This is a genomic window from Microcystis sp. M_QC_C_20170808_M3Col (assembly GCF_007095505.1).
Lineage (GTDB): Bacteria > Cyanobacteriota > Cyanobacteriia > Cyanobacteriales > Microcystaceae > Microcystis.
The window spans coordinates 1-11,447 of record NZ_SFBY01000419.1 but is presented as its reverse complement, the minus strand read 5'-3'; the positions used below and the strand labels follow the sequence as shown (position 1 = coordinate 11,447).

The 11,447-nt window shown below is 42.9% G+C and carries 11 protein-coding genes, 1 tRNA gene and 2 pseudogenes; 8 read left to right on the top strand and 6 right to left on the bottom strand.

All coding sequences use genetic code 11. The features are described from left to right. The 3 genes and pseudogenes from EWV84_RS19295 to chlP all read left to right on the top strand — a co-directional run. Positions 1-216: pseudogene (locus EWV84_RS19295) on the top strand (transposase); the annotation flags it as partial. Positions 217-247: 31 nt separating this feature from the next. Beyond that, positions 248-473: pseudogene (locus tag EWV84_RS19290) on the top strand (RNA-guided endonuclease TnpB family protein); the annotation flags it as partial. 172 nt (positions 474-645) lie between these two features. Then, complete coding sequence (gene chlP, locus EWV84_RS19285; RefSeq protein WP_002735532.1) at positions 646-1,863, top strand: geranylgeranyl reductase; 1,218 nt, start codon at positions 646-648, stop codon at positions 1,861-1,863. A 157-nt stretch (positions 1,864-2,020) separates the two neighbouring features. Here the strand turns inward: chlP and EWV84_RS19280 are convergent, their stop codons facing one another. Further along, positions 2,021-2,962 carry a hypothetical protein gene (locus EWV84_RS19280; protein WP_287079406.1) on the bottom strand — a complete coding sequence of 314 codons (942 nt, stop codon included), beginning with the start codon at positions 2,960-2,962 and terminating at the stop codon, positions 2,021-2,023. A gap of 90 nt (positions 2,963-3,052) precedes the next feature. Here EWV84_RS19280 and EWV84_RS19275 point away from each other — a divergent pair, with 90 nt between their 5' ends. Next, positions 3,053-3,874 carry a sulfotransferase family protein gene (locus EWV84_RS19275; protein ID WP_287079405.1) on the top strand — a complete coding sequence of 274 codons (822 nt, stop codon included), beginning with the start codon at positions 3,053-3,055 and terminating at the stop codon, positions 3,872-3,874. Positions 3,875-3,970: 96 nt separating this feature from the next. Here EWV84_RS19275 and EWV84_RS19270 read toward each other — a convergent pair whose 3' ends face one another. The 3 genes from EWV84_RS19270 to EWV84_RS19260 all read right to left on the bottom strand — a co-directional run bounded on the left by EWV84_RS19270 (position 3,971) and on the right by EWV84_RS19260 (position 7,120). Next, a complete protein-coding gene (locus EWV84_RS19270; RefSeq protein ID WP_287079403.1) occupies positions 3,971-4,171 on the bottom strand; it encodes a hypothetical protein in 201 nt (66 codons plus the stop codon). A 226-nt stretch (positions 4,172-4,397) separates the two neighbouring features. Beyond that, positions 4,398-5,399 (bottom strand): Npun_R2821/Npun_R2822 family protein, encoded by a 1,002-nt coding sequence (locus tag EWV84_RS19265; RefSeq protein ID WP_287079408.1) that lies wholly within the window; start codon positions 5,397-5,399, stop codon positions 4,398-4,400. A 236-nt stretch (positions 5,400-5,635) separates the two neighbouring features. Then, complete coding sequence (locus EWV84_RS19260) at positions 5,636-7,120, bottom strand: hypothetical protein (protein WP_287079401.1); 1,485 nt, start codon at positions 7,118-7,120, stop codon at positions 5,636-5,638. Positions 7,121-7,247: 127 nt separating this feature from the next. Here EWV84_RS19260 and EWV84_RS19255 point away from each other — a divergent pair. Further along, positions 7,248-7,320, top strand: a tRNA-Glu gene (locus tag EWV84_RS19255). Between the two features lie 21 nt (positions 7,321-7,341). Here the strand turns inward: EWV84_RS19255 and EWV84_RS19250 are convergent. Together EWV84_RS19250 and EWV84_RS19245 are read right to left on the bottom strand one after the other, a co-directional pair. Continuing rightward, positions 7,342-8,691 carry a sensor histidine kinase gene (locus EWV84_RS19250; RefSeq protein WP_287079398.1) on the bottom strand — a complete coding sequence of 450 codons (1,350 nt, stop codon included), beginning with the start codon at positions 8,689-8,691 and terminating at the stop codon, positions 7,342-7,344. A 55-nt stretch (positions 8,692-8,746) separates the two neighbouring features. After that, positions 8,747-8,923 (bottom strand): hypothetical protein, encoded by a 177-nt coding sequence (locus tag EWV84_RS19245; protein ID WP_287079396.1) that lies wholly within the window; start codon positions 8,921-8,923, stop codon positions 8,747-8,749. A 204-nt stretch (positions 8,924-9,127) separates the two neighbouring features. Between EWV84_RS19245 and EWV84_RS19240 the strand changes: the two genes are divergently transcribed. The 3 genes from EWV84_RS19240 to EWV84_RS19230 all read left to right on the top strand — a co-directional run bounded on the left by EWV84_RS19240 (position 9,128) and on the right by EWV84_RS19230 (position 11,195). Continuing rightward, complete coding sequence (locus tag EWV84_RS19240; RefSeq protein ID WP_287079394.1) at positions 9,128-9,601, top strand: EVE domain-containing protein; 474 nt, start codon at positions 9,128-9,130, stop codon at positions 9,599-9,601. Between the two features lie 3 nt (positions 9,602-9,604). Further along, complete coding sequence (locus tag EWV84_RS19235) at positions 9,605-10,459, top strand: prohibitin family protein (RefSeq protein ID WP_194016028.1); 855 nt, start codon at positions 9,605-9,607, stop codon at positions 10,457-10,459. 85 nt (positions 10,460-10,544) lie between these two features. After that, the gene (locus EWV84_RS19230; protein ID WP_287079393.1) at positions 10,545-11,195 is read left to right on the top strand and encodes a restriction endonuclease subunit R; all 651 of its coding nucleotides are present in this window, start codon (positions 10,545-10,547) and stop codon (positions 11,193-11,195) included. Positions 11,196-11,447 lie beyond the last annotated feature (252 nt).

The following is an 11,447-nucleotide window of genomic DNA, read 5'->3' as shown; positions in this document are numbered from 1 at the left end:
GAAGAAATGGGCGCACCAGCCAAATCCTTTCGGAGGGCATTAGGAGCATTAATCATTAAAGAGAAGTTGGGAACAAGTGATAGAGAAACCGTCGAACAAATTAAGGAAAACCCTTATCTTCAATACTTTTTAGGGCTATCAGCTTACAGCAATGAAGCTCCCTTTGAAGCCTCAATGTTAGTGCACTTTCGAGCCAGAATTGGAGTTAATTTAATTAGGGTCTGCTGAAAAAGTTTTTCAGCAGACCCTAGATAGGGATCATAATGCAGCGATCAATATTCTTAAAAAAGGGTTGAAATATTTGGGAAATCATCTCAACGGTACTGTTGGGTAAACAGAAACCGACCCAAACGCCTTGGGAGAGTCCGGCAAGAAAGATTTCCAGTGGAGACATTGAGAATCTAAGCTGTCTCGTTGAACAAGGAATTTCTAACAGCGATGGGTCAAGAATCCCCTGTCACAGCGTAGCTTGACGGTGGGAGTATGTGAATAGGAAATACAGATATACTCATAAACTTTTGTAACAGAGGATGTTAAGCACTGTTGCAAGATCGGGCAGAATCGGAGAATCTCGTTCCTTTCGGCTAAACCCCTGTGGTACACTGCAAAGCGTAGTCGCTCGTAAGTATGTAGGAGAAAACCTGAGTGTTAAGAGTCGCTGTTGTGGGTTCAGGGCCGGCCGGTTCTTCGGCGGCAGAAACATTAGCTAAAGCAGGCATTGAAACCTATTTATTTGAACGCAAATTAGATAATGCTAAACCCTGTGGTGGAGCGATTCCTCTCTGTATGGTGAGCGAATTTGACCTACCTCCTGAAATTATCGATCGCCGGGTGAGAAAAATGAAAATGATCTCCCCCTCTAACGTCGAAGTCGATATTAATCTCGATAATCAAGACGAATATATCGGAATGTGTCGTCGGGAAGTCCTCGACGGTTTTATGAGAGAACGCGCCCATAAATTAGGAGCGCATTTAATCAACGGAACCGTTTACGGTCTCGACATTCCCACCAATAGCACCGATCCCTATACCCTACACTACGCTGATCACTCCCACGGTAATTCCCAAGGGGAAATGAAATCTCTGAAGGTGGATGTGGTTATCGGTGCGGACGGTGCTAATTCCCGCATTGCTAAAGCTATTGATGCTGGGGATTACAACTATGCGATCGCTTTCCAAGAACGCATCCGTCTCCCCCAAGATAAAATGGCCTACTACGAAGACCTGGCCGAAATGTATGTAGGAAAAGACGTATCCCCCGACTTCTACGCTTGGGTATTCCCCAAATACGATCACGTCGCTGTCGGTACTGGCACAATGAAGGTCAATAAAGCCATGATTAAAGACCTACAAGCCGGTATTCGCGCTCGCGCGGCCCGTCGTCTGGAAGGTGGCGAAATCATCCGCGTGGAAGCTCACCCCATCCCCGAACATCCCCGTCCTCGTCGTGTAGTCGGTCGCGTGGCCCTCGTTGGTGATGCCGCCGGAACAGTTACTAAGTCTTCGGGAGAAGGCATCTATTTCGCCGCTAAATCGGCGCGGATGTGTGCCGAAACCATTGTCGAAGTCACTAACGGCGGCCAACGTATTCCCACAGAGGACGAGTTAAAACTCTACCTGAAGCGTTGGGATAAGAAATACGGTATGACCTATCTGGTGTTAGATATCCTGCAACGGGTTTTCTACCGTACCGATGCCACCCGGGAAGCTTTTGTGGAAATGTGTTCCGATAAGGACGTACAGAAGATGACTTTTGACAGTTATCTCTATAAAACCGTTGTTCCCGCTAATCCTCTCGTGCAGATGAAGATTACTGCTAAAACCATCGGTTCTCTCCTGCGCGGTAACGCTTTAGCTCCTTAAACTCAATTGATAACCAGAAAACCCAATCTCCCTATCGCGGTGGTTGGGTTTTCTTTTGGGTTGTTTCTTCCTATCTTCTCCAATTCAAACAAAAATATCGCTTCACCAGCAATCTCTAAGTACCACCTCACCTCAAATCTAGAGAAATAACGCTCTTTTAATACCATAATTCGGGGATCAGGTCATAGTAACCAGCTTGTTCAGGTGGGTAAATACCCGCTTCGATTTTCTTGATAATAGTCGGCCAAGCTTGCCTAAACGCAGGAGATCGATCGTTGGGGTGTATAGTCCAACCCTTGGCATTGGTGAGAGTGGCGCGATAGTAGTTCGTTTGTTCTAGGGAGCGAGAAACCATAATTTCCCAAGAGTCGAGTTTTCCTTTGCCGGTCAAAATATTGCCCCAAGCTTTTAAACCATCGGGTAAATGATCGAGAAAGGTATTTTTATAGGAGCGCCAGAGGGGGGTGATCGGTAAAAGGCGATCGTAGCGACGACAATTAAGTAGATAGGCACGACTACCAAAAAATTTAAATTGATAGAATCCGTCGGGATTTTTCCTGCAAGGATGCTGAGAATAAATCGTACCATCGGGCCGGGGTGGACCGGACAAAGGACGCACAAACATCATTTCTGGATGGGTTTCCATTAACTCGATCCCTTCGCGGATCCAACTGTAATCCGGTTCTTGGTAGAGCATCATGTCACTGTCATAATGGACCATATAATCGCTGCGACATTGCTCGATTTTGAAGATCGAGCCGAAAATCGGATAACCTTTGTAGTTATGGGTGGAACGTAGGTGACTGCCGAAATGCTTTTGATAGATACGCTGACGATAGCCCGGATCGTAGTTAAAATCCACTAGGCGATCGATTATGCCATCTTTAACTAATTTTTCACCACAGGCTCTTAATTCCTCCATTGTACCCAGTCCGGGGCGATTAACCTTTTCCCCGCTTAAAGGGGCCGTGTCAATAGCGAGTACCTTTTCCTCGAAGGGAAACTGACTCATTTTGACTAGATGGGGAATAGTGTTCATCATAAACCAGACATCGGTTCGCGCCGTAAAAAACCAGAGCGAACAACTTGGCAATCCCATTTTGTATAAACCTCACTTTTGTTTGGGTCTTAAATGGGATACATTATAGGGGAATCTTAGCGACAAGTTGACACAATTCCTTATTAACCTATGACTATAGCCCTCGATCGCTTACCCCAATCTTGGCAGGGTTTAACCCATCGTTTAACTTATAAGTATTTTCAGGTACGCATTGATACACCCAAAGACCCCTATAAAATTCTCTTTCGTCCCCAACCCTATCAGGTTTTATTTATTCTTAGCCATATGCGATCGGGTTCGTCTTTATTGACCCATATCCTCAATTCTAATCCTGAAATTATCGGTTTTGGCGAAACCCATCTGGTTTATGAGAGTGAACAGGATTTTAAAACTTTAATGTTTCAACTCTACTGGCGTTTGAAAGATTTAAACATGAATCATAAATATATTTTAGATAAAGTTCTTCACGATCAGAAGTTTTTAGATCATAGTTTTTTGCAATCTGATCCAGTTAAGACCATATTTTTACTACGAGAACCGAAGCGCACTTTAGCTAGTATTCTAGATATTAAACCCCATCAAAACGAGCAGCACGCTCTAGGCTATTATACTGGTCGTTTAGCCACCTTAGAAAGTTATGCTCAATTAATTAACAGCAAAGAAAAGAGTTTATTTATCACCCACGATCAGGTATTAAACCAAAGTCAATTGGTCTTTAATAGTTTACAGAGTCATCTCGATACTAAAACGGGATTTTCTGAAGAATATCGAGTTTTAAAAACCACTGGCAGCCGCGGTATAGGAGATTCTTCCGAGAATATCAAAGCGGGTAAAATTATTAAACAAGCCAGAAAATTAGATATAGAAATTTCCGACGCTGTTTTAACCCAAGCCCAAAAAGCCTACGATCGATGCTACGAAACCCTCAGCCATTATTGTCATTGTATCTAAGCTGAATTGGGGATTAGTAATAGCCTTGATTCTCTCCTCCGAGTCCCAAGAAAATCCCCCTAACTCAACTCTAAGTTGATCATTTAAAAGGTCTGATTAGCCTTCAATATTAGCAATTGTAAAGCCCATCTGACACTCGTAGAGATTGGGCTGTTGGCTTCCTCCTTTGCCCAAGGAGTGACCACAGCCTAGTTTACCCTCTCGCCACCGGGGTTGCCCCTGCTGGTTGGCTAAAAGACAGCCCTGACAGACAGAACCCGTATCGACAATGTGTTCGTCGGTTAAAATCACTAACATGACGTTCACCCCCATTGATCTCTGATTTGTCTCTATTGTAAGAGGTTTTTTCTGAGATGTAGTGGCGCGCTATACATTCCGCTACTTTTTGGCTTTTTTTCGCCTGGAATCTTCTTATGGAGAAGATTAGACCTTGAAAATGTATAGTCATTTCAGATAAGTCTGATACGATCTAGACCGGTGAAACCCCTAGTAACTCCGGCATTGATCTTCTCAATCTTAATGATTATTTTCCTAAACCGAGTTTTCTGGTTACTTTTTGCCAAAAGGTAGGGGTCGGTGGTTGATAGGGTTTGGGACTACCTGTAAATATAGGACGTTGACTAGGTTGGTGGAGATAACGATAGTGTAAGAAAATATCTCGATAGGGAAAATCGAGATTTTCACCGCTACAAAGTCGAGTGAACAGAGAGGAAGATAAACCAATGTAGTGAAGGTATGTCAAGCGTTTGCCTCGATCATAAAGAATATTATTATCTAAAGCCTGAAAATGGGGAGAGGTGACACAGCAGCCGGTGCGTTCTTCTTTAGGCAATTGAAGAGCTAGATTATATATAGAAAAATTTGAGCGCATCATCATATAATTGACAATAGTTTGATCGGGAGCCATCGGATAGAGAATTTCCGCTTCCCCTGCTCGCAATTGTTCTAATAGCCAATTACGGCGTTCCCCGTCAAATAAACCTTTTTTTGAGCCATAAAAACCCGAACAGAAAATTTCTTGGTTAAGACGTTCTTGGGGAAAAATTTCTAATAATTTTGGGGAAGTAACTTCATAAACGTGGGTGATATCTTTGTGCTGAAAATCGTAAACCACACAATCATAATTATCTAACTGTGCAAAAACCCGATCTAAGGGACTCATCAATAGGGTATCACCATCCATGTAGATAAAGCGATCGAACGGCCCATCAAAGGCACAATAACGACGATGGGTCCCAAAACGATGATAACCTCTACTACCAGCCTTTAACCAGCGTTCTTTAGCCGTAGGATGGGGTTCCCAAGCAGATTTAGCGAAATTATCCCAGCGTTCGATAATTTCCTGATTATCAAATAACTGTACCTTAGGACGTTGAGCAATTTCCGCCTTGATACGTTCGGTGTTGTCATCGTAGGGATAGACACAAACAGGAATATCTTTTCCCCCATTTACCTCGATGCTGTTGAGTAGGGCGACTAATTGATCGTAAACGCGATCGTTGGCTAAGGTACAGATACCGTCCATAAGTAATGCCAAGGAAAAAATCAAAACATATTATCTTTGCCGTTAGTTTAGCTTATTTTTGTCGATAAATTTGGGTAATTTCAGATTATAGCCATGAACTTAACTGCTGATCAGCCAATGCCCATTCAAAAGTGAAGTGCAACGCCTAAGATTGACAGAGGTAAGTCCCTAAAGATAGTCTCAAGTTTCTCACAACAGAAAGACTACTCGATCGGCTATACCCAAAACCGATCGATTTAGCGTTTGCGTTTGAGTAATTTAGAAATGCGTCGATTGTACCGCAACCAACGCCAGATTTTAATGACTAATTCCTCCACCCATAAAATAATCGCATCTAATCCCTCTAAAATCCGTTCTAAGGGGTGTTTAACGTAGCCGACGGGGGTTGATTCGGTTTCTAACCATTCTTCGTTAATTGGTTGAATTATCTCCCTAGCGTAGCGGGGATCTAATTGGGTTGCGGGGGGGGATTCTCCCGGAGTAATTTCGGCAGCGGCTGGGGGGATTTTTGGTAAAGATTTATTTTGTTTTTCTTGACTAAAAGCTTTTTTTGTGCTATGGGACTGGGGAAGGGGATAAGCGGGGTTAAGGCGCGGTTTTTCGGAGTCTTGGGGAGAAATAGCCAAGATATCGGCGGATTCTAGCCAAGGTTGCTCGCTGACGGCGGAAAATGTCAGGGATTGGCGAGAGGAAAAGAAGTGATTGATCGCCGCTTGGATGAGTTTGCCGATCGTGAAGGGATCCGCTTGGGTTTGTTTTTCTAGCCAATCCTGGAGACGTTGCTTGAAGCTGATCAGCAGAGAATTAGGAAAACTTAAGGGATATTTTGCCGATAAAGCGGGTGAATCAGCACTATATTCTAAATAATTCTTCTCTTTTGCCCAGAAATGCTCGATCGCCGCATAAATTAACCAATAAAGGCCCCAGAGATAGGAGGAATTTTTCTCGATAGTCGGGGACTCGTTAACGATCTCGGAAGGGGGGTTAGGGGTGTGGCTAAAACTGCTGGGGATTGCGGGGGAGATAGCGAGAAATTTAGCCTCGAAAATTGCTAATTTTTCGTCAATAACTTCTAAAATCGCTTGAGAATTTAAATTAGGCAGTGGTAAGGAGGGTGGTGTCGGGGTTTTGACGAGATGGGTTTCCTGGAATAGATTTATGGCGATCGCTATTTGCCCCTGTTGTTCCCAGCGTAGTAGGTTCCAAAACCAACGGATCGGGGGTAAGACAGGATTTTTGTCGGTAAAATTCGGTAATAAAGGCGGATATTGCCGATTTAATCGCTTAATTCTCCGTTTTGCCAGGGCGTAGTTAGCCAGTGCCGTCCTAATTTGTTTTTCTATTTGTCTTTGGGTTTGATTATCGGTGATTTTAACAGTCTGGTGATCGTTAGTGACGAAAACTAAAGCTTGATCCTCTAGATCGGCTGCTATGCCAATAAATGGCGTTTCTTGGTCAGATAAGCTCTGTAGAAATTCTTCGATCGCATCCGTCCCATCTTTTCCGGGGGGTGATAATTGTTTCTGGAGACTGTTCCCCAATTGATTAGCCGTCATCCGCAGCGATTGTACCAGCAAATAGACGGGATAGAGGGCTATTTGCAGGGCAATAGCGATCGCATTTTGACCGCGACGGGAGACGCGGCCGAGGTTATCTTTCAGACGGATCAAACGACGGTTGATCAGGTTGAACAGTCGGCTTTTATAGGGATCGGCAGCCATGGATTTTGGGCGATAACATCTTCAATTAGACTATCCTATTGTGCAAGGGCGGGATAAAAAAAATTTTTGCCAAAACCCTTGACTCCCAGAAAGATTATTGTTATATTTAAAAAGGTCTGAAATCCACGCCCCCATCGTCTAGTGGCCTAGGACACCTCCCTTTCACGGAGGCGACAGGGATTCGAATTCCCTTGGGGGTATGATAAAGAAGGTCAGAGGTGTTAAGCTTCTGACCTTTCAGTTTTTTTCTCCCGTTGATGGCTTTTCGGTAAGGTGACGGTGAAGATTGTTCCTCGATCGATCTGACTTTCGACGCTAATTTGTCCATGATGACTGAGGGTAATCGCTAAAGCGATCGCTAATCCTAATCCTGTTCCCCCGGAAGTGGCAGAATTTTGTCGTGCGGGATCGAGACGATAAAAGCGATCGAAAATATGGGACAAAGCAGCTTCGGGAATACCGATTCCGTTATCTTTGACGCGTACCAGTAACACCGATTGTCGATCGCGTTTACTTTTTTCCAATTCCACTGCCAGATTTTTAGGCTCAGATTCGGGCAAAAAAGCGTGTTTCAGGGCATTAGAGATTAAATTTGTGAATAAACGTGCTAATTGATCCCAATCTCCCCGCATAGTAAACATTTCATCGCTGTAGGAAAAATCCTCTTGGTCCGGTTCCACGATCAACAAAGAGAGGGAAATTCCCTGCTTATCGGCGATTAAACGCTGTTCTTCCACCACTTCCATCAATAAAGCATCCAAAGGTACAGCTTGCTCAATCGGTTGGACGATGCCACTATCAGAACGGGCTAAAAAGAGCAGATCATTGACTAAATTGCCCAATCTTTCCGTTAAACGATCGATCACTTGCAAGCGTTGATGGCCAGTTTGGGGATAAGCGATCGCCATTTGCACGTTAGTTTGAATAGTGGCGATCGGATTGCGTAATTCATGGGAAGCATCGGCGGTAAATTGTTTTAAACTCTGATAGGACTCTTTTACTGGTTGAATGGCTAAACCGGACAAAAACCAACCAATCCAGGCGACACTGGCAATCATCAGGCAAATTCCGGCGATTAAATCCCATAATAGCTGTCTAATCGGTTTTGTCACCTCAAACCAAGGATGACTTACCCGCAGATATCCCAAAACATAATGACCGATTTCCACCCTTTCGGTTATTTGTCGCAGCAGACGATCATCGGATAAGCGAATAGTTTCCCCCTGACGGTGGGGATGGAGGGGAATATCTAAGGATTCAGCCAGAGTTGACCAAAGTAGATTACCTTGGGGATCAAACCATTCCAAATCTATATGATCGTCCTCCACGGATTTACCCTGACTGGGAAAACTTGCGAGGGGATCGACGCGATAACGTCCTTGATCCGGGGGAATCGATTCGATCACGAGGGAACGATTTACCACCTCAATGATGTGTTTGAGGGTATCATCAATGCGATCCACTAGGGTATGGCGCACATAAAAATACATTCCCGTAGCGAGAAAAAGCAGTAGTATGGCAGTGACAACAGTGTACCATAAGGCTAAACGGCGGCGAGTGGCTTGGAACACTGATAATCTATGGATTGGCTAGAGATTTTTAGAGCAATGTATCCTATTTTACAGCTTATTTGATCGATTTAATAATCGAGAATAAATTATTTTTAGCTATAGGGAAAAACTGACGGTTGCCAAGAATAGTGCGACTTGAAGGCTTATAGTCCATACAAATTGCCGCTAACAAAAGTATTTTTAGATACATTCTCCCCAATAATTGTTTGAGTAGATATACAAAAGCAGCCAAAGTGAATTATATTTAATACTAAATCCTTTGAGTATAGGCTACATATCAGGACAGGCACTCATGCAAAAGGCAAGAGGCAAGAGGCAACAGGAGGAATAAATAATCAGTCTTTAATAACCAGATTTGGTATAACCCTATGGTAACAAGGCTGACAGGAACGGCTAAAAATATTTTTGAGCTTATTTGAATTAATAATAACGATAAATGATGAATTTAAATTACTGGTTAATGAAATCGGAACCCGATGTCTATAGTATCGAGGATTTAAAAAAAGATGGTCAAACTATTTGGGAGGGAGTGCGAAATTATCAAGCGCGCAATTTTCTCCGTCAGATGAAACGGGGAGATTTGGCCTTTTTTTATCATTCTAATACCACCCCGCCGGGGATTGTCGGCTTGATGCGCGTAGTGGAAACCGATATGATCGATCCCACACAATTCGATCCCGATAGTCCCTACTATGATTCTAAATCCTCTCCAGATTCCCCGCGCTGGTGGACGGTTAAAGTTGAATTCGATCGCCTTTTTCCCCAACTGCTGCCCCTAGGAATTTTAAAACAAAATTTTACCGCCGATGAATTATTATTAGTAAGGACAGGAAATCGTCTGTCAGTGATGCCTGTCAATCAAGCAATTGCGGTAAAAATTCTCGCTTTAGTCGCTCATCAAGGAGTATAAACTGTGAACCAGAAAGATGCTATTAATTTACTTTCCCTGATCGGGGGATTATTGGTCACTATTGTCATTTTAGCGGCTTTTAATGCCTATGTGATTATCACCCCCGGACAAGCGGGGGTTTTAAGTGTTTTAGGAAAGGCTAAGGACGGGGTTTTATTGGAGGGATTGCACTTTAAACCTCCCTTTGTTTCTAGTGTCGATATCTACGATGTTACGGTGCAAAAATTTGAAGTTCCCGCCCAAAGTTCCACTAAAGATTTACAGGATTTATCCGCTAGTTTTGCGATTAATTTTCGTCTCGATCCGACTCAAGTAGTGGCAATTAGAAGAACCCAAGGCACCCTACAAAATATTGTCGCTAAAATTATCGCCCCTCAAACCCAAGAATCCTTTAAAATTGCCGCCGCTAAAAGAACAGTAGAGGAGGCAATTACTCGACGCAGTGAGTTAAAAGAAGACTTTGATAATGCCCTATCGACTCGGTTAGAAAAGTATGGTATTCTAGTCTTAGATACCAGTGTGGTAGATTTGAATTTTTCTCCAGAATTTGCTCGGGCTGTCGAAGATAAACAAATCGCAGAACAACGCGCCCAAAGAGCCGTTTATATCACCCAAGAAGCGGAACAACAGGCCCAAGCAGAAGTTAATCGCGCTAAAGGGAAAGCTGAGGCACAAAGACTATTAGCAGAAACTTTAAAAGAACAGGGGGGAGGATTAGTTTTACAGAAAGAAGCGATCGAAGCTTGGCGCGAAGGTGGGGCGCAAATGCCCCGGGTTTTAGTCATGGATGGATCGGGAAAAAATAGCGTACCATTTTTATTTAATTATAGTGATTCTTTTCCAGAAAATACCCCCTAAATTCGGGTCTATTTTGTTAGCAAGAACAGCCGAGACACCTATCTTCCGCTATCATGGAAACAGCAATGTACTGCTTGCTAAATCAATGCTTACCCTCAAAACAAGTAAACTAACCCTTGCTGATGTTCAACGTCATCTCAATTTCCAAGAAAAGCTTGAGGATGTTTCATTTACAGAGCTTTTAGCTTTGGAAACCGTCAGCGACGCAGAAAAATTAGAACTTGTTCAAATCCGCAACGATTTTCGACCCTATTTGATGGAAGATAAAGCATCAGAAGGACAAGTGAAAGTTTTAACCCTATTTCCCCTATTGCGGTTAGCGGGTTTTTATCGTTATCCGATTAAGATTAGGGTTGAAGAAGGGATTGATAATATTATCCTTGTGGATGAAGATAAAACTATTAACGGACGCTTTGATATTGTCACGGTAAATAATTCGATAGCAACTGTCAATGATATCCCTTTTGGGATTTTAGTCATTGAAGCTAAAGAGAGTGGAATCGAAGTACGTCAGGGATTACCTCAATTACTGACTTATGCCTACAATAGCTTAGAAAGACAACCCTCAGTTTGGGGATTAGCAACTAATGGCTTACAATATATGTTCGTCTATCTCAGACAAGAAACTAACCCCACTTATCAGATAATGCCAGAACTTAATTTAATGTATTCTGAATCAGCAATTAATCTGCTCCAAATTCTCAAGGCAATGGGTCAGCTAATTTTAGAGACATAATTAGGACTCAAACCAGCTATAATCTCCTAGGCTTTGTCTGTCTATATAGGAAATTAAAAGCGTCTTGAATACTTACCGCTATTTAAAACTCCTAATTAAGGTTTGCTGAATAAATCTAAAAACCTTGTTGGATAAGGTTTTTAGACTTTTTTTCCCTCAAAAAGTGCCGACCCTTGGAGTGATTGGGGGGAAAATTCAGGGACTTTTTCCCTGAAAATTAGGTAATTGACCACCTGAAAATGGGTAAAACCC

Coding starts and splice junctions, on each gene's coding strand:
- EWV84_RS19280 (WP_287079406.1), bottom strand. CDS start 2,962: ATGGGATTGCCAAGTTGTTCGCTCTGGTTTTTTACGGCGCGAACCGAT.
- EWV84_RS19275 (WP_287079405.1), top strand. CDS start 3,053: ATGACTATAGCCCTCGATCGCTTACCCCAATCTTGGCAGGGTTTAACC.
- EWV84_RS19270 (WP_287079403.1), bottom strand. CDS start 4,171: ATGTTAGTGATTTTAACCGACGAACACATTGTCGATACGGGTTCTGTC.
- EWV84_RS19265 (WP_287079408.1), bottom strand. CDS start 5,399: ATGGACGGTATCTGTACCTTAGCCAACGATCGCGTTTACGATCAATTA.
- EWV84_RS19260 (WP_287079401.1), bottom strand. CDS start 7,120: ATGGCTGCCGATCCCTATAAAAGCCGACTGTTCAACCTGATCAACCGT.
- EWV84_RS19240 (WP_287079394.1), top strand. CDS start 9,128: ATGATGAATTTAAATTACTGGTTAATGAAATCGGAACCCGATGTCTAT.
- EWV84_RS19230 (WP_287079393.1), top strand. CDS start 10,545: ATGCTTACCCTCAAAACAAGTAAACTAACCCTTGCTGATGTTCAACGT.